Consider the following 23,191-nt stretch of genomic DNA (forward strand, 5'->3'; position numbering starts at 1 on the left):
AGTTCAATGCCAGAGTTTTGCTGGCATGATCACTCAAGATTCCGAGAGATCATTTTCTTCCCCGTCAATGGTGATGGCGTTGCAGCCTCCCATTGTCATAAGCATTGTGCCTGCTGCCATAAGTGCCAGTATTTTCTTAATCTTCACGGTCTTTCCCTCCCAAAATTCATATTCTTAATTTCATATCAGATTTCTGTGTGCTGTGTACTGTTTTCCTATCTCTTGCGGTCTGAGAGTACGGCAATCAGGATGACCAGACCCTTGATTACGTCCTGATAGTAGGATGATACGCCAAGGATGTTAAGGCCGTTGTTCAGCACCGCGATAATCAGTACGCCAATCAGGGTTCCGTAGATTTTTCCCCTGCCGCCGCTCATGCTGGTGCCTCCCAGGGCCACTGCGGCGATGGCGTCCAGCTCATAGCCGTTTCCAAGGGTAGGCTGCGCGGAGCCCAGTCTGGAGAGCAGAATCAGTCCGGATAATGCCGCCATGGTGCCGGATATGGCATAGGCGATGATCTTTGTCCTGTGTATGTTTACGCCAGCCAGCTTGGCGGATTTCCAGTTGCTTCCGGTGGCGTAAATCCTGCGTCCGAAGGTGGTCTTATTTAACAGGAAATAAAAGAGCAGAAACAGGAGTATCAAAAGGATGACCGGAATCGGAACGCCGTAGAACTTCCCCTTTCCAACCACCTTCAGGATGAAGCTGTCTCCCAGGTTGGAGATTGGCTTTCCGTTGGTGTATATCATGGTCAGGCCGCGGTATACCGTCATGGTAATGAGGGTTGCGATAAATGGCTGCAGACGTCCCTTGGTGACCATAACCCCGCTGATAACGCCCATGGCGCAGCCCAGGACCAGTGCCAGAATCATGGCCAGCCCAGCCGGAACCCCTGCCGAAATCATTCCGGCGCACAGAGCCGTGCTGAGGGCCAGCACCGAGCCCACGGACAAGTCAATGGCGTCCGTCAGTATGACAAAGGTCATGCCGAAGGCAATGAGTCCGTTAATGGAAGACTGGCGCAGCAGGGACAGGAAATTGGCCCCGGTGCGGAAACTTGGGCTGGCAATGCTGATGCCTGCCACCAGCAGGATGAGGGCGATGAGCGCTCCAAAATCCTGGGCGTAATTGATGACTTTATTCTTATTTTCATTCATGATAAGGTACCTCCCGTAGCCAATGTCATTATCTTCTCCTGGTCAGCCTCATCCTGGCCGATGATTCCCCTGACCAAACCTTCCCGCACCACCATAATCCGGTCGCTCATTCCCAATACCTCCGGCAGCTCAGAGGACACCATGATGATGGCAACCCCCTTTTTTGCCAGCTGGTTTATAATGCTGTATATTTCCTTCTTGGCGCCTATGTCCACGCCTCTTGTGGGCTCATCCAGAATCAGTATTCTGGGTTCTGTGTAAATCCATTTTGCGAATACCACCTTCTGCTGGTTGCCGCCGCTTAAGTTCACACACTCATGTCCTGGCCCGAAGCACCTGATATGAAGCTCCTCTATGGCCTTTGTGACCAGCCCTTTTTCCTTCTCCCTGCTGATTACCACCTTGCTCTTGCCAGAGATACGCCCCAGATTGGTCAGGGATACATTTTTCTCAATGCTCTCCTCCAGCAGAAGTCCCTCTGTCTTGCGGTCCTCTGTTATGAAGCCGATTCCATGTTCAATGGCCTGCAGGGGATTCTTAATCACCGCCTGCTTTCCGTTGATAAAAATGCTGCCTCTGTCATAGGGCAGGTTTCCGAAAATAGCCTGCATGATTTCCGTGCGCCCCGCTCCCATCAGCCCGGATACCCCCAGCACCTCGCCAGCCTTTACCGAGAAATCCACATCGCGGAACACCCCCTCCTTTGTGAGGCCCTCCACCCGGAATACCTCGTCTCCAATGGCGCAGTCACGTTTGGGATACCGCTCGCCGATTTCACGGCCAATCATCATTTTGACGATTTCATTCATATTGGTTTCCGGAATCTTCTTTGTGCCTATGTATGTGCCGTCCCTGAGAACGGAAATGCGGTCGCAAAGCTCAAAGATTTCCTCCATGCGGTGGGATATATAGACGATGGACACTCCCTTTTTCCTCAGGGACTGCATGACCTCAAACAGCACCTCTGTCTCGCTCTGGGTAAGGGCTGCCGTGGGCTCATCCATGATGATGACTTTTGCGTCCACCATCAGGGCCTTACAAATTTCTATCATCTGCTGCTGTCCCACGGAGAGCTCAGACATCACCTTGTCCGTGGGAATGCTGACCCCCAGACGTTTTAAGGTTTCCTCGGCCTTTTCCCTCATGGCCTTCCGGTCGCATATTCCAAATCCCTTTTTGATTTCCTTTCCCAGGAAAAGGTTTTCTTCCACCGTCAGATCGAACAATACGTTCAGTTCCTGCTGGATAAAGACAATGCCTGCCCGTTCCGCTTCCTGGGGACTTTTGTAGGTCACTTCTTTTCCGTCCACTATGACGGTGCCCCTGTCGCGGGTGTAGACGCCGGTCAGAATTTTCATCAGCGTGGACTTGCCTGCGCCGTTTTCTCCCATCAGGGCGTGTACTTCCCCGTCGTCCAGCACAAAGCCGGCGTCCTTTAGGACCTGGTTCTGCCCAAAGGATTTGTTGATTCCTTTCATTTCAATTTTCATGTTGTTTCCCTCCAGATAAATTCTGCTTTAAAAGATACAGCCGGACTGCAGGATGATGTTGGCATAGGGCGTTGTCTCTCCTGTCCTGATAACGGCCCTGCATTCCTTTGTCATCTCCTTAAAGCGTGTATGCGGGACAAATTCCACCTTTTCCGGTTTGAAACCGGTTTCAAAGCTGGCAAAAAGCTCCTGGATTTCTTCCAGGATTTGTGGATTCTGTTCTTTGATTTCCTCTGCCAGAACCACTGCTTCTATTTTCATATCACTTGAAACCGCTTTCAAGACGTCCATAAACCGGGGATTTCCAAATGTCACAGCCAAATCAATGCGCTCTGTCCCCTCCGGTACAGGCAGTCCGCAGTCAGCGATTGCAATTCTGTCCGTATGCCCCATGGATGACAGTACCCTGGAAATATTGCTGTTGAGTATGCCGTGTCTCTTCATGTTTTTGTTCCTCCGTCTTCTTTACGCCGAAAGCGTATTTGTCAATGCTTTACATGTTCTCCTGATTCATGGCTTCCAGTACCTGGCTGCGCACAGGCATTCCGCCCTGGGCTCCGAACCGCTCAGTGGACAGGCTGGCTGCCGTGTTGGCAAACCGGAGCGCTTCCTCCATGGTGCTGCCCCCCGCAATCTCTACGGTAAATGCACCGTTTAGTGTATCCCCTGCTCCTGTGGTATCCACCACATTGGCTTTCCTGGCTGGTACGGTAAGTATTTCTCCCGTTGGAAGGCATGTGGATACGCCTCTGGAACCCTGGGTAATCACTAGCTTGCCGGGATGTGCCCTCAGCATCTCCTCCACGGGCATATCCCCGAACAGGATGGCTGCCTCATGTTCATTTGGCGTAAGGTAATCCACCTTTGCCAGGACTTCCGGCTTCACCGGTCTGGCCGGTCCTGGATTCAGCACTACCTTGACCCCATTTTCATGGCAGATATCAATTACATACTCGATGGTATCCTGGGGTATCTCATGCTGCAGCAATACGATATCACATGCCAGCAGAGCATCCCTTATGCTGTCCACATATTCCCGGTCCACCTTGTCATTGGCTCCTGCCACCACCACGATAGTGTTGTCATGATCCCCCACAGTGATGACCGCCAATCCTGTGTTCACTCCGGGAGCCACTTTGATGTGGGTGGTTCCCACTCCCATGTCTTCCATGTTCTTTATGAGGCTTCTTCCCGCCTCATCACCGCCCACACAGCCGAACATCTCCACATCTGCTCCCAGCTTTGCCATGGCAACGGCCTGGTTGGCGCCCTTTCCTCCGGGTATGTAGCGGATGTCCTCTCCCTTCAGTGTTTCCCCCTTTAAGGGAATCCTCTCTGCTGTCACTGTCATGTCCATGTTGATGCTGCCTACCACTGCTGTCTTCATAATTCCTCCTTTTCTGCTTTACATTTTATTTTATGGTTACAGTTTATCCCTTTGATGCCCGGAAATGGCCTGGTACTGCGCTGCGGCCATTCCCTAAAGAGTTGTGTCCCTTTTTATCAGCTTGACATCGAATACCTTATTCCGGCTAATCTGCGCTCCGGCAACATATTCGGTCAGCATTCGAACTGCCTCCTGCCCCATCCTTTTGATGGGCTGGGCAATGGTGGTAATCTCCGGCGTAAACAGGCTGCTGAGGGAAATGTTGTCAAACCCGATTAACTGCATATCCTCCGGCACCTTTATACCTTTCCTGTGAAGCTCCTTGTAAACCGATATGGCCACCATATCGTTGGCCGCAATGATTCCGTCCGTATCCGGGTACTGCTCCAGCAGCCGCGCCGCCATCTCGGTTCCCGACTCAAAGCTGTAATCTCCCTCTATCCAGGCAGGCTCGATTCCACGTTCCCTGCACACATCCAGGTACCCCTGGTGGCGCTTTCTGGCGCTGGAAAGATGAAGGGGACCGCTCATCTGTACGATGTGCCTGCACCCGCATTCCAGCAGATGCTCCACGGACATCCGCCCGCCCTGGTAATGGTTGGACTGGATACAGGCAATTTCCTTGCCCCCCTCAATCTGCCGGTCAATCATCACTACCGGAATCCGGCAGTTTCCCACTTCCTTATGTATCTCATCCATGTTGGTCATCAGGATAACTCCGTCTGCATTCATCCGTTCCAACAGACTCAGGTTCCGCTTCTCCTTTTCCAAATCATCATTGGAGTTGCAGAGCGTCAGGCGGTATCCCCTGCGGTCACATTCCTCCTCCACAGCTCCTGCCAGCTCATTAAAAAACGGATTGATGATGTTCGGCACCAGTATGCCGATGATTTTGGACGAACGCTTGTAAAGGGACCTGGCCACCTCATTTGGTTTGAAACCGGTTTCTAATATGGCCCGTTCCACCTTCTGTCTCTTCTCATCATCCACCCTGGCCGTACCGTTCATTACCCTGGATACGGTTGAGGGGGATACTCCCGCCAGTTTTGCCACATCGCGTATGCCCGTCATAAGCCCATCATCCTGCCTGTCTGCGGATTATATGCCTTCCGGCTCTTCCGCTCTTTGTATGTTTTATACTTGAAACCCGTTTCAAATATAATTTAATTATATATTCTGCTGGTTCCAAAGTCAATATTCAAATTTTTGTTTCGCCATTTTAGTCTAAACTCACAATATGAGCAGGTCATACGCCGTGAATTCCGCGTTTTTTTTAGATACATTTCACAACAACTTTGTTAAGACATTATCAGTATGTTTTCCGGCATCGTATGGGGACAAACTGGAAACAGAAAAAGGACTGACCCCCGTGTCATACGGGATTCAATCCTCATTATCTGTCTGTACCGCCTATTCTGCTATTTGAATACTATGGTTTTTATAGGTATCTGCCGGCCCGTCCGCGGCTTTATCCCTGAATTCCGTCCTGTTCTTTTGTCCTTTTTAAAATCTCAGTCAGCAGGCAGTCAGCTACCTCTTCCTTGGTCATGATGGGAAGTTCTGTCTCGCTGTCCCTTGTGATAAGCGTCACCACATTGGTATCCGTACCGAATCCAGCGCCTTCCACCTTCAGGTTGTTGGCTACAATCATGTCAATATGCTTTTTTGCCAGCTTGGCCCTGGAATTCTCCAGCATATTCTGGGTCTCCATGGAAAATCCGCAGAGGAACTGTCCGTCCCTCCGGTTCTGCCCCAGCCATGCCAGGATGTCGTTGGTCCGCTCCAGGGCAATGGATAAATCACCGTCGGATTTCTTGATTTTTTCTGTTCCCACCGTGGCAGGCCGGTAATCCGCCACCGCCGCTGCCTTGACAATGATGTCCTGCTCCCCGCTCCTTGCGGTAACCGCCTCGAACATCTCCCTGGCGCTCTCCACCAAAACAGTCTCCACGAACAGGGGACGTGGCAGGTCCACAGGGCCGCTTACCAGGGTAACATCAGCTCCCCTGTAGGCTGCCACCCTGGCAATGGCATACCCCATCTTGCCGGTGGAATGGTTTGTGATGTAGCGCACCGGGTCAATGGACTCCCTGGTGGGGCCGGCTGTCACAAGAATCCGCCTGCCTGCCAGGTCTCCTGGATAACCAGCCTCCCGCAATATATATTCGTAGAGTACCTCCGGCTCCGGCATCTTTCCGGCTCCGGTGTCACCGCAGGCCAGATATCCCCAGGCCGGTGTAATAACTTCCATGCCATAACGCCTGCAGATATCAAGATTGTCCTGTAAAATCGGATTCTCGTACATATTGGTGTTCATAGCCGGGGCCAGTATTTTTTTACACCTGCACGCCATGACCGTGGTGGTCAGCATGTCATCTGCAATGCCGTGGGCAATCTTTCCGATGACATTTGCCGACGCGGGAGCAATCATCACCACGTCCGCCTGCTTTGCCAGGGCCACATGCTCCACGCTGAATTCAAAATTCCTGTCAAATGTATCCACCAGGCATTTGTTGCCTGTCAGGCTCTCAAAGGTTATGGGATTAATGAAGTGAGCGGCGTTCTTTGTCATCAGTACATGGACCTTCACGCCCTTTTTAACCAGCATGCTGGCCAGGCTGGCTGTCTTATAAGCTGCAATGCTTCCTGTCACTCCAAGAAGGACTGTCTTTCCTTTTAACATATGATTCCTCCGGTTGTCTTTCCTCTTTTTCTATGTTACAATCCATGTTAAAGTATAACATACATCCTATATGATTGAAAGGAGTTCCCCCAATGATTTTAGCAATCGACATGGGCAATACCAACACCGTCATCGGCGGCATAGACGAGACAAAAACATATTTCATAGAGCGGGTCACAACGGACCAGGGACGCACGGATACAGAGTACGCGGTGAGCTTTAAGAACATCCTGGAGATGCATCAGATTGATATAGCAAGCATAGAAGGAGCCATTCTCTCTTCCGTGGTTCCCCCTGTTAATTCCACCATCCTGAACGCAGTGGAAAAGGTGACCGGTATCCGTCCCCTGCTGGTGGGGTCCGGCATGAAAACCGGCATGAATATCATTATGGACAACCCCAAGACGGTCGGAAGCGACCAGATTGTGGACGCGGTGGCAGCCAGCCATGAACATCCCCTTCCCCTGGTGGTCATAGATATGGGCACGGCCACTACTCTGTGTACCGTGGACAAAAAAGGAAATTATATCGGCGGCGTCATCCTTCCCGGCCTCAAGGTCTCCCTTAACTCACTCAGCAGCAAGACGGCCCAGCTGCCCTACATCAGCCTGGAGGTTCCCAGCCATGTCATTGGAAAAAATACCATTGACTGTATGCGCTCCGGCATCATTTACGGCAACGTGGACATGATCGACGGGATTCTGGACCGCATGGAAAAGGAGCTGGGAGAGCCTCCCACCATCATCGCCACGGGCGGGCTGGCCAAGTTCATCACTCCCCTGTGCCGCCATAAGATAGTGGTGGACGATGCGCTGCTCCTGAAAGGACTGCTGATTTTATATCGGAAAAATACGGAAGTTCATTAGAACAGATTCCGGCACCCGTCAGCGCCCTCCCTTGGCGGGCGAACTGAACCAGGGCTGTCTAACGCGGACAGCCCTGGTTTTTATTTTATTTCCACATACTCATAATCGCAATACCCATCAGACTCCCGGTTTTCCCGTGAGCAGGACCACAGGCAGAGTTTTGCACCGGTCCATGTGGCACGTTTCAGGGGAAATGAATATTCTATCCGGGTAAAGTTCCTGCCGTCAAACGAATAGGAAAAACCATATGTCTTATCTTCCTCCAGCACCAGTCTGAACCAGGCCTGTTCTCTATCTGCTTCCTGTGAAAAGACCAGCTTCTCACCGGCTTCCCCCTCAAACATGGGTTGTGTGACCGTTCCCCGGTAACATCTTATCTGGATTCCCTTTCCCATGCGGTACAGGCCTGCATATCCGTAATCATGGCCCACCATGCCGATTCCTCCAAAATCACCGTCCTCCCTTCCGGAAAGAGACAGCTTCACGGTCATGGACAGCTTCTGTTTCTGCGGAATCTGGGTCAGCACATTGGGCGCATACCAGAGCAGGTTTTCCCTGCCCGGATTCCGGTAGCAATACAGCCGCAGGTGTCCCGGATTTTCCCTCAGGGAATAAAATCCCGCATCGGGATTGGCCTGCCACTGCCACTGTAGTCCCAGTGTCTTTTCCTCAAAATCATCAGACTGGCGGATGGCATATTCCGGCACATCTCCTGCGGGGTCTTCTCGCGCCGCACGTTCTCCCTCTGTATGATCTCCCGCAGTATGTTTTCTCGTAGTACGTTCTCCTGTAGTATGTTCTCCCGTAGCACGTTCTCCCGTAGCACGTTCTCCCGTAGTACGTTCTCCTGCCGGAACGGACCACTCCCTAACCGGCTCTCCAATACCGTCCCCATTCTGGTCCTGGCCAATGAACGGCCAGTCATCCAGAAAACACATGGGCTGCAGGTGGATGATTCTCCCCAGCTCCACCACATCCTGGAAATGGACGAACCAGTCCCTTCCATCGGGCGAAGTTACCCATCCTCCCTGGTGGGGGCCGTTTACCCGGGAATTCCCCTGGTGCATCACCACCCTATAGTCGTAGGGCCCATAGACAGACCTGGATCTGAGGCAGGACTGCCATCCGGTCTCCACGCCTCCTGAGGGCATCAGAATGTAGTAATACCCATTCCTTTTGTACATCTTGGGGCCTTCTGATGTGGGCGCAATCTGTTCACCGTCAAATATAAGCCTGGGCTCTGTCAGAAGGGAGCGGCACTGGGGATCTATTTCCACCAGCGACAGCCGGTGTTTTATACCGGAGCGGCTCTTTGCATAGGCAAAAACCATGTAAGCCCTGCCGTCATCATCCCAGAAAGGGCAGGGGTCAATCCATCCCTTTGATTCACACAGCATATTCCATTCAAATTCCCTGTAGGGATCCTTGGATCTGGCCACCAGGATTCCCTCGTCCACCAGAGGGATAAACACAAAGAACGTTCCCTCATGATAGCGGATGGATGGGGCCCATGTGCCGGAACCGTGGCATGGAAGGGCGTATTTCTCAAAGGGGAGCTTCTTCACGCAGTGGTTAATCAGCTCCCAGTGAACCAGATCTCTGGAATGTAAAAGCGGAACCCCCGGAATATAGGTAAAAGAGGAGGATACCATATAATAATCCTCCCCCACCCGCACCACATCCGGGTCGGAATAATCCGCATACAGAATCGGGTTTTTGTACGTTCTCATATTTTCAATTAACCTCCTTTTTTTCTGCCATATATCCGGCCAGCCTTTCTGCTATCATCCCATGCCCCAGGTCCGATGGATGTAGGCCGTCCGACGACAGCCCCTGGGGAGTATCCATGGCCTCAAGCCCGTTTATATAATGAAGCCTGCCCCCATACTGCCCGGAAAGAACTGCCGCGCAGCGCTGTATGGCGCCGCGAAACCGTGCCGCCCTTTTGTCCCCTTCAAAATCATAGCGGTTATAATACATGTCTGTCACAAATACCTGTTTATCCGGCCTGGCTTCCAGCACAGCGGCCAGGAATGCAAGGGCTCTGCCATAGAGCCGGTCCCCATCCCATGTTTCGATCACATTGACTCCCAGCTCAAAAAGCGCCATGTCCCAGTCGTCCCTGGACCCTATATATGAGGCCATGGCCTCATCCATTTGGCAGCTTCCCGCGCACCCCAGATTAATCAAATCATATCCCAATTTCCGGGCCAGTCTGAACGCGTATGTACCGGAGGGCACTGACGCGTTCCCACCGTGGGTAATAGAAGAACCGTAAACCAGCAGGCGCTTTCCGGGCATCTCCTGTTTCTTTGGAGGACGGATATCCCCCTTTATGTTCCCGAGACAACATCCCCAGTCATAAGGAAGCAGAATTCTGGTCACTGAAGGATGAAAGGAATAACCGTTACCGGCAAACCTTTGGATGGCAGACCAGTCCTGCCTGCGGATTGTAATTTCAGTTCTGTCTGCCGTTACGGACCAGGGGCTTATTTCGTAGCTTCCCTGGTAATCCCCCTGAAACACCTCCAGAACCCCCTGGGAACGTATGTCGCCTTTAGCCGGCATACGCCTGAGTCCCAAGACGGCACTGTCTCCCTTCATCACGAACCGGATCTCACTGTTGCTGGCAAAAAGTATATTTTTCTGCGCTTTCATATTAAGCCCCAGCCTGGTGGGTTCCGGCACCCGGCAGAGCAGGTAATCTCCTGCCTCTTCATCCCGAATCAGGCTTTCCACATTGTGGAGTATGGTGCTGCCAAATTCCATGTTCCCCTCGTCTCCCCTCAATACATGTTATTACACCTTCACCCAATCATCCCTTCAGGCCGGAAGTTGCAATGCCCTCCACAAAATATTTCTGGGCTGCAAAGAACAGCAGAATCAGCGGAATCACGGACACCAGCGCCATGGACATAACCTGGTTCCACTGTATATTGGATGTCACGTCAATACTCACCCTGAGGGCCAGCGACAGCGGGAATTTTGAAACCGTGTTAATGTAAATGTTGGTGTTGAAAAAGTCATTCCAGGTCCATAAAAACTGGAACAGGCCCGCGGAAAACAGAGCCGGCTTAAGTAAGGGCAGCAGAATCTGTATAAAACACTGGAACGGGCCGCAGCCGTCAATGCAGGCAGATTCATCCAGATCCCTTGGAAGTCCCCTTAAGAACTGCACCATCATGAACACAAAGAAGGGGTAGCATCCCACGGCAGCCGGCGCGTAAAAGGTCATATAGGAGTCCAGCCAGCCCAGCTTGTTGAACAGCGCGTATCTGGGAATGATGATGATGGCATTGGGAAGCATCAGCGTGGCTATTAGCACCATAAAAAGAAACTGGTTGCCGGGGAAATCAAACCTGGCAAAACCGTAAGCCACGATGGAGCAGGACACCAGGGTAAGCAGCGTGGTGGGAACCACCAGCGCAAAGGTGTTTATGAAATACTGGGCATATGTGTAGGTTCCCGTGGTCTTCCATCCCTTGATGAATGCCTCAGGGCTCCATCCCTGGGGAAGAAGGCTCAGGCTGCCGAATATCTCGTTATTGGTTTTAAAGCAGGCAAAGAACATCCATATGACAGGAAACAGCATCACCACACCCACGATTCCGAGAATAACATAGGTAATACCGTTTTTAATCTTTTTCTCTTTCATGCCGTCCTCCTAATTATCGTAATAAACCCATTTCTTCGAGGTCACAAACAGGATAATGGTCATGACCAGGATAACCATGAACAGAATCCATGAGGTAGCGCAGGCATATCCCATCTTAAAGTATTTAAATGCATCCGTATACAGCTTCATACCCAGCACATAGGTAGCCTTATTGGGACCGCCGTTCGTTACCACAAATGCGGATGTAAAGTTTTGAAGGGCTGTGATAAGCTGCATAATGATGTTGAAAAACGCAATGGATGTAATCATGGGCAGTGTTATCTTGAAAAACATCCTGGGTTTTGATGCCCCGTCAATCCTGGCCGCTTCATACAGGGACTGGGGCACCTGCTTTAGGGCGGATAAAAACAGCACCATGGAGGAACCGAACTGCCATATTTCCAACATACAGATGGTGATTACTGCCATATCCGGGGTTCCCAGCCATTTGACCGGGCCGATGTGGACCAGACCCAGAAGACTGTTGATGAAACCATCATTCATAAACAGTACCTTCCACAGGATTGCCACTGCAACAGAGCCGCTGAGCAGGGACGGTATGTAGTATACGGTTCGTATAAAGTTGATTCCTTTCAGGTTCCGGTTCAGAATCACAGCAATAATAAGGGCCAGCACCACCTTGCCCGGCACTGTGATGAAGGTATACTTCAGTGTAACTGCCATTGAATTCCAAAATTCCCTGTCCTTTGTAAACAGCTTCACATAATTATCAAGGCCCACAAATTCCGGCGCATGGAATATATCATAGTTTGTAAATGAATACAGCAGCGAACTGATAAAGGGGTACAGCTGGAACACCAGAAAACCGAATATCCAGATACACACATACATGAATCCAATCCTGTTGCGTTTGGTCCAGCCGCCGTGCCTTGGCTTTGCCTTTTCCATCCTATTTCCTCCTATCCTCCAAGCGGCCCGGGAAAGGATGTCCGGGCCGCCTGCTAATCTCTTTTATGTTTGTTTTGGAGCCTGTTTGCTGAGAAGCCTTTTAGTTCAGGCCGCTCAGATAGTCATTAATCAGTTCAATGGCATTGTCGGCCGCCTCTTCAGGAGTGCTCTGTCCATAGGCAATACTCTCTATCATGTCTTCCTGAATTGCATAAACCTCTGCGCTGGTGGTATATCCCTTATCACTCTTGCCGTTAAGCCCTGCTGCCAAATCCACTGCATCCACCACGGTCTGGTTTAAGAGTCCCTTATCCGCACACAGCTGTCTTGCCGTGGATGTGGGAGGAATGGATCGTACGTCCTTAAGCGTCTCCTGAGCCTCTGCATTGTTGTAGAAATAGTTCAGGAAATCCACTGCTTCCTCCACATGTTCAGAGTTCTTATTTACTGTCATATACTGTGGGGTATCCGCAAAAAAGCCGTCATTGACCCTGTCTTCTGCCATCGGCATCTGTACAACGGTACACTCTGCTTCCGGAACAGCGTCCATCAGCAGGTTGATGCTGGAGGAAGGGCCGTAGGCAAATACAAATTTTCCATCCATCCACTTTGGATTGGTGTGAATCTGTCCCTTAAAGGTGGCGCTGTCCTCCGCCGGTTCAAAGACGCCTCCGTCATAGCAGTCCTTGATGTATGTAAGCACTTCTACCAGCTGTTCCCTGGTAAAGCTCATCTTCTTTTCACTGTCAATAATAAAGGATTCTCCTGTCATCTGACGCAGATACGGCCTGAGCACGTACTCGCAGAGTATCTTGGTGTCAGTATTCAGGTAATAATAATCCGGATTCTCCGCGTGAAGCTTCTTTCCGTCCTCCAGCATGGAATCCCATGTGATCTGCTTTGTCAGGTCCACGCCGCAGGTTTCAGCCGCATTTTTATTGGCCACGGTTGCCAGACATGACATACCGGTAGGCAGGGCCAGAAGCTTTCCGTCAAAGGTGCCGAACTGGCTGATGAATGTCTCGTCAAAGCCGGAGGTGTCAAACGTATCCTTGTACTCGTAGAAATCTACAAAAAAGTCTCCTCTGGACACAAAGTCAGGCAGAGAGTCCACGTTCTGCTGAAGGATGTCCGGAGCCGTGCCGTTGGCCAGCATGGTGGATACCTTGTCAATATATCCCTGGTCAGAATTCATTTCCGCCTCAATCCGTACCTCAGGATGCAGCTTCTGATACTGGTCGATGACAGCCAGAGTTGCCTCATTTCTCTCATCTCCGCCCCACCACATAAAGCGGAGCGTAATCTGGTCGCCTGAGGCGGCCGGTGCGCCGCTGCCTGCTGCACTGTCCTTCCCGGCTTCAGCCTGGGATGTGGATGAAGGAGCCGGTTCATTGGTACATCCGGCCAATACGGCGGAAGCCATAATACCAGCCATCAAAAGGCCTGTTATTTGTCTTGCTTTTCTCATTACTAATTACCTCCCATTTTTCAACTGTCCCTATTGTACTGTACTTTTGCCGTCTTGTTAAGAAACCTTACTTACGAAAATGGTATCTTTCCTTAATCAAATACCGGAGAAAGTATCATTTTTTACAATATTTATTCATTATTGGGAATCCTTTGTCCCGGATCCAGTTTTCAGATGATTTTTTTCTCTCTTTTATATATAATAAAGGCAGTATTTTTCAAGAAAGGGGCCCACCTATGTACCAAGTAATCATTGCAGACGACGAAGCCAAGATACGGAGCGGACTGGCCAATCTCTTTCCATGGAACCAGCTGGGTTTTGAGATTACCGGCTCATTTTCCAACGGCGGGGATGCCTATGACTTTGCCCTGTCAAGCCCGGTAGACCTGATTCTCTCCGACATCCGTATGCCTCTCATGGACGGACTGGAGCTGTCGGAACGCCTGCTGTCCCGTAAAAAAGTAAAAATCATATTTTTCAGCGGTTACCAGGATTTTGATTATGTGCGGAAAGCCCTGCGCAACGGCGTCTTTGATTACCTGTTAAAACCAGTAAAATATGAGGACCTGGCAGACTGCCTGACCCGGGTAAAGGAACTGCTGGACAGTGAACAGGGCCAGGACATGCCGGAGGTCTGTGAAAGCCTGAGCTACTATGAAAAAATTATCAGTACGGTAAAAAACTATCTGGACACCAGCTACCAGGACGCTACCCTGGAACAGGCTGCCAGACTGGTGTCCTTAAGCCCTAATTACCTGTCCAAAATCATGAAGGAGCACTCGGATACCAGCTTCTCCGATTATCTGTTAAAGACCCGGATGGAAAATGCGGCCCGCATGCTGAGGGATATCGGTTACAAGCAATATGAGATTGCCTACCGGGTAGGCTATGACAATCCCAAAAATTTTTCCCGGGCATTCCACCAGTATTTCAATATGACGCCCACCCAGTACCGCAATTGCGGCGGCCGTCCTGAACCGCAGCTATGATGTGGTCTGGCTTTCCCTACCCGGAACACCCCAAGAAGGAACTGAAAACCATGAGAAAACGAAATTTCATAAAAAGCTTTTTATATTATTCAGCCATCATAGCCATACCCATCCTCACCGTATTCCTGGTATTCCTGGCCTTTGTCTTTCAGGGTAAACAGCGTGAAATCCGTGAGGACGCCGAGACAGCAGCCCAGGCCGTAAGGGATAACTACTCCCTGGTCCTGGACAGCGCCGCCACCCAGTACGATATCCTGGCCAGGAATCCCAGGCTGTCCATCTCCCTGCGGGGATTTATCTCCCATAAGCAGATTGGCTATCTGGACGTGATTCTGACCAACACCATCCTTTCCAACTTTAATTCACTGACCAACAACGCACCCTATATTGCCTCTGTGTACTATTACCTGGATGGGTATGATTCCATTCTCACCTCTGACACAGGGGGGACTACACGGCTGTCACAGTTTTCAGACCTGAGCTGGAAGGATTCCTATGACCACTCTGATGAGGACGAATGGCTGAAACGCAGGGAAATGCACCAGTACTCCTACACGCAGCCAGTCCCTGTCCTTACCTACTTTAAAAAGCTGAGCATGTTTAAGGGCGTGGTTATGGTAAACATATATGAGGAACAGTTAAAACAGCTTATCAATACCAGTTCCCAGCTGGACCGTTTCTTTATTCTGGATAAGGACGGGAATTTCCTGCTCCAGGGAGGCGCCCAAACCGCCCAGCTGTCCCCGGAGGATAAGGATTTATTGGTCAGCCGCTTGGAACAGTCACCGGACGACGCCTACCGCGGGTGGGTAGACTTAAGCCGTGGAAAATACTATGTGAGAATCATTCCGGCTGACTGCGGAACTTATATCGCAGCCTGCATCAGCCACTCCAACTACTATCAGGCCCTTTACACCCTGCTGCTGCAGTTTCTGATGGTCCTGGCAGCAGTTATTTCCACCTCCCTGTGGATTGCTTATACCATTACCAAAAAGAATTTTCAACAGATTGATTATTTCGTTGAAGTGTTCTCGGATGCGGAGCGTGGTGTATTTAACCCTAAAAAGCCCGCGTTCATCAAAGATGAATACGATATAATCCTTAACAACCTGGTTCAGCTCTTTCTGAACCAGACCTTCCTTCGCAGCCAGCTGGCTCTGAAGGAGCAGGAACAGAAGCTGGCTGAGATGACAGCCCTTCAGCTGCAGATTAATCCCCATTTTTTGTTCAACACCCTGCAGACCCTGGATTTCAAGGCAATGGAATATACACATAAGCCCACTGCGGTAAACCAGATGATTGAGGCACTGTCCGATATCCTTAAATATTCCCTCCAGAATCCTCATTCCATGGTGACCCTAAAGGATGAAATTGATTATCTGAAAAAATACGACAGTATTCAGCGGTACCGCTATGAGGATAAATACATCCTCTATTATGAATACGAAAAGGAGCTGGAGAGCATCCCCATCATGCGCCTGATTCTCCAGCCTCTGATTGAAAACAGCCTGTACCACGGCATCAAGCCCCTGGAAGGCTCAGGCTTTATCAAGCTGCGCATTGTGAGAAGGGGCGGACACCTGATTTTTTCTGTCATTGACTCCGGGGTGGGCATGGAAAAAGCAGATATCCAAAAACTGTATGAAAAGATAGCCAATCCGGGCAGCGAGAATATCGGCCTTACCAACGTAAACAGCCGCCTCATCATGCGCTATGGGGAATGCGCCGGACTTAAGATACTCAGCAAAAAGGGAATGGGCACATGTATTTCATTTCGTATATCAATAAAAGAAATAGCGTGTTCCGTCCCGCATAAAGACACCAAGGCGCACCAGGCCTCCAAATCAGCAGTCATATTTCAGGACATGCCGAATAAAATATAATATCACCCTTGAAAGGAGCACTTACATAATATGACGATCTATCCAATCTGTACCACCATAATGAAATACAGGATTATCCAGACACTGGCGGAAGCCTATTACAGATACCGAGTAAAAAAACCATGTTTCATCATGCGTCAGAATAACCGCTGGACCCTTGTGACCATGGATAGATGACATCATATGACCTGCACGGGAACTTCATATCCATAAACAGCAAAGGACGCTGTCCTATGATGTGTGATTCAGGCATGAAATCTGAGCCTGAAACTCCATCATAAGACAGCGTCCTTATATAATTTTCTCAATTTTCCGTTGCAATTTTAGGATTCCTTCTTTTTCTTTCCAAGGACCAAATATACGGCCATCAGCATCCCCGAAAGAATGAACGATAACTCATGGGCACTGCTTCCCCTGTCACCTGTCTTCGGTATGGCAGCTAACGGTATCTCCCCATCGTCTATGATGGCCATTGACTGGCTGAATGCTGCCGATGCATCCGCTGGAAGGGATGCAAGGGGAACCTGTGAGGATTCAATCACATTCTGCTGCGCGCCTGGACCGCTCTGGGCATCAGTCCCCTGATATCTGCCTGTGCCGCCGGACGTTGTGGTGGTTCCTCCGCCTGAACTGCCGGAACCCTCAGAGCCTTGGGACGTATTCGTTGTGCCGCCGGCGGATGAACCTGGGGTATCTGTATCCGCTGTGTCGTTCCCGGACACTCCGCCCGATTCATTTCCATTACCGTTGTTTGAATCGTTATCTGGTTTTTCTGAGGAATCATTTCCTGAGGAATCATTGTCTGTGGAACCAGTGTCTGTGGAGCCGTCACCTGCGGAAGTACTATTATAGTAATAATTTTTAAATGTATACTCTATTTGATATGCGGTGCCAAATTTGGAAATGACACCGTCCACAGCCGGCTGCATAATCGGATCTCCTATATCCGGTACTTCTCCCGGGCACATTGCATGCCAGTTGCCGCTGTCTTCTTCCATCAGCATATGCATGGTTTTAGGGGTATTCACATTCCCTCCTGCATGCAGACTGGAAATCATATAGGTTGTGCTAACTGGATATGCTTTTAAATACTGGTACCACATACCCTCCTGGCTGTCAAAGGCCGCGTACGCATTCCAGTCCTTCAAAGCGTCACTTCCCGTTAAATATGGTATGATTTCCATATTTTCTGTGCTGTCTACTGTTCTGAAGTATATATGCAGGTATAAATTCTTTGGCCGCTTGTTATTTGGGACATTGTCTTTTTCCAGTCTTTCACTTACGATGCCGGCCAAATCGCCAAATCCTTCTTCCGATGCCAAAGGCCACTTAGAAGTACCATAATGGTCTTCTAACAGCTTCGCTATAATGCTATCATTGGTTACGTTATTATTCGAAATTCCCAATAAAGCCCGCCGTTGCTCAAACCGGTCTTTTCTCCCCGGAGTCTCATCGTATTCCCTGCACTTTGTATATGCTCTCATTAATACGGCGGCCCGCTCCATCAGCGAACCATATTGATTGTTAGAACCATAACCATAGGGGAAGCTTTCTCCCTCTCCCTCCGTGCCGAGGTCAATGTCTGTTTCAATCCAATCAATTTTTGTTCTAGCTGTTTCCGTTACCCCTCTAAACTCGTTATAAGTATCCTCTATCGTCTGGACTACCCTGTATTCAGCTGACGGCCCTACATTCCCTATCTTCATCTTTCCGTTGGGTTTTAGATTGAAGGTATAGGTATTGGTGTCGCCTTCTGTTACAGCGGTTGTATTATATTCCTCAGCCCCACCATCTCCTGTCAGCAGATAGAGCTTCTCATTCTTATTCTTCCTGCTGTCTGTGATGCTGACTTTATAGGTGTATTCGACTTTTTCAGCACCTTCACTGCCTTCCTGCAATTCATTGGCAATCACCAGATAAGGTGAGGTCTTAAATATAGCCGTAAATGCCGAGAAATGGTCAGTCTGGAAATGAATCTGTCCAACGGACGCGCTTCCGCTCACATCCAGTTCCTGGCGTCCCTCGCTGTCAACCGCAATATCGTCTGCTGAAATGCCATCCAGCACAGGCACCTGGGCTACGGCTTCTGTTTCCCCGCTGCCTTCCAGCTCCGCCTTTGCAGATACGGCCTGGACCTCCTGGGTAGGCGTCTCCAGATGGAGAATTTCAATCTGGTCCGCCTCCATGCTGGCCTTCTCAATCCGCTCTCCGCTAAAGGATACCGTAACAAGATTGCTGCCGTCCTCGGCCCAGCTGTTATCTAATTTCACGCCGTCATACATAAGGTTGATGTCATATGCAATGATGGTGCTGACCACTGTTCCGTCATCAGACTCAGCATCCACTTTTTCCGTCAGCGCTGATTCCACCTGCTCTGTTATCTCCTCTGCCTGTATCTGCGTGTCGGCAGGCAGCACTCCTTCGGGAGCAGTTATCCTGATTGTAACCCCATTGACCTCCACTGACTTGTCAAAAGCAGGATGTTCCAATGTCTCCAGGGTGTATACCTGTATGTTCTGCTCCTCATAAACCTCGGATATGGTATACCATGCTGTCTGTGATCCGTCCAGCTCATCCGTAACCGAGTCTGCTTCCAAATCCTCATCATTGGCAGTCACATTGTCAATTGTATATCCCAACTGGGTCTTGACGCCAAAGGTCAGGCTTTCGCCTTCCTTCACGCCTCTTGTCCCCTCCATAATCCGGGCACTGGCCTCAGGGAAACTGGTGTATGTCACCTTATAACCGTCAAAATCCTCCAATGCCTTTAACTGGTTCAGGCTTGTGGTGTAAACCTTGGCTGTGGAACAATACCCCATGCCAGCCAAATCAGAGGTGCTGGCCTTCTTAGTATCATCCTCCGGCACAGGTTCCGGAGCGGTCTCCTGCTCTGACTCTGAAGGAAGTGAGGCATCTGCGGACGGTGCTGTTGATGTTTCCGCTGAATCGGAAGATGGCTCGCTGCTTCCGGCCGTGCTGTCCGCTGCCTGCGTACTCTCAGGTGCGCTTCCCTCATCATCCGCTTTTGTAGTCTGCACTTCGTCTGTATCCGGCACATTCACTTCCGTTGTTGGGGCAGCCGGTTCCCTGGTCTCTTCCGCAGAAGGCTTCTCTGTTTCTTTTACCGTCTCTGTCTCTTTTTCTTTCCCTGTCCCAGCTGCTTCTTCTGTCTCCTTTACTTCCTTATGCTCCTCTTTCTCCCTGGGCTCAGTCTCCTTCTCATTGGAGGCTTCTTCCTTCTCCGGCACGTTTTCCTTTACATCGGCGGAATCTGCCGGACTGCCCTCCTCTTTCTCAGATACAACCGGGGCATCATGACGGGAAATGGCAGCTGCCGGCACAGCGCCCTCTTCTTTCTTATCCTCATCCTTATTTGACTTTTCTTCCCTGTCCTCCTGCTTCTGGGTGTCCTTATCCTGGTCCGCAATATCCTTTTCCGGCTTCTCATCAGAACCAGACCCGCTGTTCTTTTCCGGTACCTTTGTATCGGCAGCATTGTCTTTCTCAGTATCTGTTCCCTGAGCATCGTCCGGCGGCACGGCTTCTGTATCAGCTGTACTGTGATCTGCATTGCCGTCTGAACCGTGGTCTGTATTGCCGGCCGAACCAAGAGACCCGTCCTCAGGCCGTGATATTTCCTCCTGGTTTTCGCCGCTGCTTTCACTGCTGTTTTCGCTGGCATCTTGGCCGCTGTTTCCACTGTTTTCGCCGCTTCCGCTGCCATCTGCGCTTTCCTCCGGCAGAGTTGACTCCCCGGTGCCGTCGGCGCCGCTTTCAACCGATGTCTCAGATTCGGAGGCTTCTGTCTCCTCCTGGGCTGGCTTTGATATGATATCTACTTCCTCATCGCCAAATGCATCCTCATAACTCCTGATGGTGACGCGCTTTGTCTTTTTGACCTTTTCTACACCGTCATCCATCCGTGTGATTTCCGTGGTGCAGCTGATGGTCTCCTCCCCGTTATTCACATAAAGCAGGATGATTTCCTCGTCCCCGGTTACCATATACATATCGCCGGCATCCTCCGGAAGGCGCACAAATACACGCAGCTCCGCTTCCATGCTGCTTCCTTCCATCTCCGGATATACCTCATACACGGCACCCTTCGTACCGAAAAATACCTTTTCAAATTCTGCCGTCCTGCCATTGGTAAAGCCTAAATCATCTGCCGTTATCTCATGGCCGCTTTCAATGGCCTCCTCCACGGCAGCTACCAAATCCGCGCCTTTCATCTGGAACGTAACCTGGTCCGCCGTACCAGCATAGGATACATTCAGACCGGTGCCCAAATTCGTGAAAACCATGGCTGCTGTCAGCAAAAATGCCAGAATCCTTTTCTGGCTGTAATACATGGATTTCGTTATTGTACCGGAACTTCTCCGTCTTTCCATAATAGTTCTCCTTTTTCATAAACTCCCCTGCCAATCAGGTGCAGCTGCTTCACGATTCATCTTAACAATATCATATCATAAATGATTACACTTTGGTTACATTTTCATGTTTTTTATAAATTATTTATGTATTTTGAATTGTAACCAGAAGCCATTTTCCTTCACTATAGTTACATAATAGCATACAAAGCGTTACGTAAAGCGTTATTTCAAGCTGTAATTGGTCACTTTTTTTATTTTTACGTTATTTTATTCATTTTTTTATAATATGTGTGTCCGCATTTCCCTGCATTCCACACAAACCAGAAAAAAATGGAAATCTTTTTCTCCCCCCAAACCGTATAAAACATCTGGAATCCGTACATCATTTCGTTATAGCAGATTCATCCAGTACAGCCCTGAATTTTTTCATGTCAGGGCGTATGGCATTATAACGGAGGTAAGGATTATGTCGGGCTACAAAGTTGAGATATGCGGAGTCAATACCGCCAAACTGCCTTTACTGAGCAATGAAGAGAAAGAGGAACTGTTTCAAAGAATACTGGACGGTGACAAGGAGGCCAGGGAGCAGTATATCAAAGGGAACCTGCGCCTGGTACTCAGCGTAATCCAGCGCTTTTCAAACAGCCAGGAAAACATCGACGACCTGTTCCAGATTGGATGCATCGGCCTAATCAAGGCCATCGACAATTTTGACATCACTCAGAATGTCAAATTTTCCACTTATGCAGTGCCTATGATACTGGGAGAAGTGCGCAGATATCTGAGGGACAATAATTCCATCCGGGTCAGCCGTTCCCTGAGGGATACTGCCTATAAGGCCCTCTATGCCAGGGAGCAGCTTACCAGAACCAATTCCAAGGAACCCACTCTCATGGAAATCGCACAGGAAATAGGTGTTTCAAAGGAAGACATCACCTATGCACTGGATGCCATACAGACTCCTGTCAGCCTGTATGAGCCGGTTTATACGGATGGCGGGGACCCTCTTTTTGTGATGGACCAAATTAGTGACAAAAAGAACCTGGAGGAAAACTGGGTGGAGGATTTATCTCTGGTGGAGGCCATGAAGCGGCTGCCGGAGCGGGAGCGCCATATCATTGACATGCGTTTCTTTGAAGGAAAAACCCAGACCGAGGTTGCCCAGGAAATCCATATCAGCCAGGCCCAGGTGAGCCGCCTTGAAAAAAATGCGCTGAAAAGTATGAAGTCCTATTTAAGCTGACCCTTGAAGCCTTTCAGCAGATGTGTTAAACTATTCATGTTAGTGCTTGTTTGAAACATATGCCAACAGAAAGTGAACATATCTATGGAACAAAATGAACGCAGATTTGCAGTATTGATTGATGCAGACAATGTCTCCCCCAAGTATATCAAATACATTTTGGACGAAGTGTCGGATGTGGGAATCGCCACCTACAAACGCATTTACGGCGACTGGACAGATAACGAAAAGCGCAGCTGGAAGAATGTGCTTCTGGACTGGTCCGTAAATCCCATCCAGCAGTACAGCTACACCACCGGAAAGAACGCCACTGATTCAGCCATGATTATTGATGCAATGGACATCCTATATTCCGGAAATGTAGATGGTTTCTGCCTGGTTTCCAGCGATTCGGATTTTACCAAGCTGGCCCAGCGCCTGAGGGAGGCAGGGATGTTTGTCATGGGAATCGGGGAGCAGAAAACCCCCAAGCCCTTCCGTGCAGCCTGCGATACGTTTAAATTGCTGGAGATCATATCCTCTGACGATGCACCGGAGACATCGGTCATCGAAAACCAGAAGACCATTACCAACATAGATGAAATCCAGAAGGCCATCACCAAGCTCCTCATTGAAAATAACAGCCAGAACCAGCCCATTATCCTTGCAAAGGTGGGTAACTTCCTTACAAAGCGCTTTTCAGATTTTGATGTCAGGAACTACGGCTACTCCAAGCTCTCCACCTTTTTGGAAAGCCTGAACAACAACGACTTTCAGGTGGTCAAGCTCCACGGCGGTTATTTTGTCCAGGAAAAGAGCGCCAGCATCTCCAAGACTGAGATTGAAAAGGAAATCATCCGCATCATCAAGGGATATAACGGACATGTGGATAATCTGAGCATCATACACGATGAGCTGAAAAAGACATACCCTTCCTTTGACGTGAAGCAGTATGGTTTCAGCCGCATTTCCAGCTTTATCCGCAGCTTCGGTACATTCCGCATCAGGGATAACATGGTTCAGCTCAAATAACAACAACAGAAATGCCCGGAAGGGACATCCAGCCTGTGGATGCGGCCTATTCCGGGCATTCCTGTTTTACTCTCTTT

Annotated in this window: 18 protein-coding genes; 6 read left to right on the forward strand and 12 right to left on the reverse strand. The window is 49.8% G+C overall.

From position 1 onward, the window contains the following. Positions 1-215: 215 nt before the first annotated feature. The 6 genes from LI015_RS22360 to coaBC all read right to left on the reverse strand — a co-directional run bounded on the left by LI015_RS22360 (position 216) and on the right by coaBC (position 6,717). Positions 216-1,157, reverse strand: a complete 942-nt coding sequence (locus tag LI015_RS22360; protein WP_002567105.1) for an ABC transporter permease — start codon at positions 1,155-1,157, stop codon at positions 216-218. Beyond that, on the reverse strand, positions 1,154-2,647 hold the full coding sequence (locus LI015_RS22365; RefSeq protein WP_002573546.1) for a sugar ABC transporter ATP-binding protein: 1,494 nt from the start codon (positions 2,645-2,647) through the stop codon (positions 1,154-1,156). Before LI015_RS22365 ends, LI015_RS22360 begins: the two co-directional genes overlap by 4 nt. A gap of 27 nt (positions 2,648-2,674) precedes the next feature. Further along, positions 2,675-3,091: a D-ribose pyranase gene (rbsD, locus tag LI015_RS22370; RefSeq protein WP_002567103.1), complete on the reverse strand. Its 417-nt coding sequence runs from the start codon at positions 3,089-3,091 to the stop codon at positions 2,675-2,677. Between the two features lie 49 nt (positions 3,092-3,140). Continuing rightward, positions 3,141-4,034 carry a ribokinase gene (gene rbsK / locus LI015_RS22375; protein WP_002573548.1) on the reverse strand — a complete coding sequence of 298 codons (894 nt, stop codon included), beginning with the start codon at positions 4,032-4,034 and terminating at the stop codon, positions 3,141-3,143. Between the two features lie 93 nt (positions 4,035-4,127). Further along, the gene (locus LI015_RS22380) at positions 4,128-5,105 is read right to left on the reverse strand and encodes a LacI family DNA-binding transcriptional regulator (RefSeq protein ID WP_002573549.1); all 978 of its coding nucleotides are present in this window, start codon (positions 5,103-5,105) and stop codon (positions 4,128-4,130) included. A 397-nt stretch (positions 5,106-5,502) separates the two neighbouring features. After that, positions 5,503-6,717, reverse strand: coding sequence for a bifunctional phosphopantothenoylcysteine decarboxylase/phosphopantothenate--cysteine ligase CoaBC (coaBC, locus tag LI015_RS22385; protein WP_227126410.1), 1,215 nt, complete (start codon positions 6,715-6,717; stop codon positions 5,503-5,505). A 92-nt stretch (positions 6,718-6,809) separates the two neighbouring features. Between coaBC and LI015_RS22390 the strand changes: the two genes are divergently transcribed. Next, complete coding sequence (locus LI015_RS22390) at positions 6,810-7,583, forward strand: type III pantothenate kinase (protein WP_002567099.1); 774 nt, start codon at positions 6,810-6,812, stop codon at positions 7,581-7,583. An 80-nt stretch (positions 7,584-7,663) separates the two neighbouring features. Here LI015_RS22390 and LI015_RS22395 read toward each other — a convergent pair whose 3' ends face one another. The 5 genes from LI015_RS22395 to LI015_RS22415 form a co-directional block, all read right to left on the reverse strand. Continuing rightward, positions 7,664-9,313, reverse strand: coding sequence for a glycoside hydrolase family 43 protein (locus LI015_RS22395; RefSeq protein WP_227126411.1), 1,650 nt, complete (start codon positions 9,311-9,313; stop codon positions 7,664-7,666). 4 nt (positions 9,314-9,317) lie between these two features. Then, positions 9,318-10,352 (reverse strand): SGNH/GDSL hydrolase family protein, encoded by a 1,035-nt coding sequence (locus LI015_RS22400; RefSeq protein WP_227126412.1) that lies wholly within the window; start codon positions 10,350-10,352, stop codon positions 9,318-9,320. A 46-nt stretch (positions 10,353-10,398) separates the two neighbouring features. Further along, positions 10,399-11,238 carry a carbohydrate ABC transporter permease gene (locus tag LI015_RS22405; RefSeq protein ID WP_002567096.1) on the reverse strand — a complete coding sequence of 280 codons (840 nt, stop codon included), beginning with the start codon at positions 11,236-11,238 and terminating at the stop codon, positions 10,399-10,401. Between the two features lie 9 nt (positions 11,239-11,247). Next, a complete protein-coding gene (locus LI015_RS22410; RefSeq protein WP_002573552.1) occupies positions 11,248-12,147 on the reverse strand; it encodes a carbohydrate ABC transporter permease in 900 nt (299 codons plus the stop codon). Between the two features lie 100 nt (positions 12,148-12,247). Next, positions 12,248-13,615 (reverse strand): ABC transporter substrate-binding protein, encoded by a 1,368-nt coding sequence (locus LI015_RS22415; RefSeq protein WP_002573553.1) that lies wholly within the window; start codon positions 13,613-13,615, stop codon positions 12,248-12,250. A gap of 236 nt (positions 13,616-13,851) precedes the next feature. On the opposite strand from LI015_RS22415, the gene LI015_RS22420 reads away from it, so the two are divergent. The 3 genes from LI015_RS22420 to LI015_RS22430 are packed head-to-tail and all read left to right on the forward strand — an operon-like array spanning position 13,852 to position 16,664. Continuing rightward, positions 13,852-14,604, forward strand: coding sequence for a response regulator transcription factor (locus LI015_RS22420; RefSeq protein WP_227126413.1), 753 nt, complete (start codon positions 13,852-13,854; stop codon positions 14,602-14,604). A 50-nt stretch (positions 14,605-14,654) separates the two neighbouring features. Beyond that, positions 14,655-16,487 (forward strand): sensor histidine kinase, encoded by a 1,833-nt coding sequence (locus LI015_RS22425; protein ID WP_227126414.1) that lies wholly within the window; start codon positions 14,655-14,657, stop codon positions 16,485-16,487. Positions 16,488-16,517: 30 nt separating this feature from the next. Next, positions 16,518-16,664: a hypothetical protein gene (locus tag LI015_RS22430; protein ID WP_002573556.1), complete on the forward strand. Its 147-nt coding sequence runs from the start codon at positions 16,518-16,520 to the stop codon at positions 16,662-16,664. A gap of 146 nt (positions 16,665-16,810) precedes the next feature. Here the strand turns inward: LI015_RS22430 and LI015_RS22435 are convergent, their stop codons facing one another. Continuing rightward, positions 16,811-20,878, reverse strand: a complete 4,068-nt coding sequence (locus tag LI015_RS22435; protein ID WP_227126415.1) for a doubled motif LPXTG anchor domain-containing protein — start codon at positions 20,876-20,878, stop codon at positions 16,811-16,813. A gap of 448 nt (positions 20,879-21,326) precedes the next feature. On the opposite strand from LI015_RS22435, the gene sigG reads away from it, so the two are divergent. Continuing rightward, positions 21,327-22,103, forward strand: coding sequence for an RNA polymerase sporulation sigma factor SigG (gene sigG, locus LI015_RS22440; RefSeq protein WP_002567089.1), 777 nt, complete (start codon positions 21,327-21,329; stop codon positions 22,101-22,103). Positions 22,104-22,187: 84 nt separating this feature from the next. After that, positions 22,188-23,114 (forward strand): NYN domain-containing protein, encoded by a 927-nt coding sequence (locus LI015_RS22445; protein WP_002567088.1) that lies wholly within the window; start codon positions 22,188-22,190, stop codon positions 23,112-23,114. Positions 23,115-23,191: the final 77 nt, after the last annotated feature.

It is taken from the genome of Enterocloster sp. 210928-DFI.2.20 (genome assembly GCF_020554465.1).
GTDB classification, from domain to species: domain Bacteria; phylum Bacillota; class Clostridia; order Lachnospirales; family Lachnospiraceae; genus Enterocloster; species Enterocloster bolteae.

Coding starts and splice junctions, on each gene's coding strand:
- LI015_RS22360 (WP_002567105.1), bottom strand. CDS start 1,157: ATGAATGAAAATAAGAATAAAGTCATCAATTACGCCCAGGATTTTGGA.
- LI015_RS22365 (WP_002573546.1), bottom strand. CDS start 2,647: ATGAAAATTGAAATGAAAGGAATCAACAAATCCTTTGGGCAGAACCAG.
- rbsD (WP_002567103.1), bottom strand. CDS start 3,091: ATGAAGAGACACGGCATACTCAACAGCAATATTTCCAGGGTACTGTCA.
- rbsK (WP_002573548.1), bottom strand. CDS start 4,034: ATGAAGACAGCAGTGGTAGGCAGCATCAACATGGACATGACAGTGACA.
- LI015_RS22380 (WP_002573549.1), bottom strand. CDS start 5,105: ATGACGGGCATACGCGATGTGGCAAAACTGGCGGGAGTATCCCCCTCA.
- coaBC (WP_227126410.1), bottom strand. CDS start 6,717: ATGTTAAAAGGAAAGACAGTCCTTCTTGGAGTGACAGGAAGCATTGCA.
- LI015_RS22390 (WP_002567099.1), top strand. CDS start 6,810: ATGATTTTAGCAATCGACATGGGCAATACCAACACCGTCATCGGCGGC.
- LI015_RS22395 (WP_227126411.1), bottom strand. CDS start 9,313: ATGAGAACGTACAAAAACCCGATTCTGTATGCGGATTATTCCGACCCG.
- LI015_RS22400 (WP_227126412.1), bottom strand. CDS start 10,352: ATGGAATTTGGCAGCACCATACTCCACAATGTGGAAAGCCTGATTCGG.
- LI015_RS22405 (WP_002567096.1), bottom strand. CDS start 11,238: ATGAAAGAGAAAAAGATTAAAAACGGTATTACCTATGTTATTCTCGGA.
- LI015_RS22410 (WP_002573552.1), bottom strand. CDS start 12,147: ATGGAAAAGGCAAAGCCAAGGCACGGCGGCTGGACCAAACGCAACAGG.
- LI015_RS22415 (WP_002573553.1), bottom strand. CDS start 13,615: ATGAGAAAAGCAAGACAAATAACAGGCCTTTTGATGGCTGGTATTATG.
- LI015_RS22420 (WP_227126413.1), top strand. CDS start 13,852: ATGTACCAAGTAATCATTGCAGACGACGAAGCCAAGATACGGAGCGGA.
- LI015_RS22425 (WP_227126414.1), top strand. CDS start 14,655: ATGAGAAAACGAAATTTCATAAAAAGCTTTTTATATTATTCAGCCATC.
- LI015_RS22430 (WP_002573556.1), top strand. CDS start 16,518: ATGACGATCTATCCAATCTGTACCACCATAATGAAATACAGGATTATC.
- LI015_RS22435 (WP_227126415.1), bottom strand. CDS start 20,878: ATGGAAAGACGGAGAAGTTCCGGTACAATAACGAAATCCATGTATTAC.
- sigG (WP_002567089.1), top strand. CDS start 21,327: ATGTCGGGCTACAAAGTTGAGATATGCGGAGTCAATACCGCCAAACTG.
- LI015_RS22445 (WP_002567088.1), top strand. CDS start 22,188: ATGGAACAAAATGAACGCAGATTTGCAGTATTGATTGATGCAGACAAT.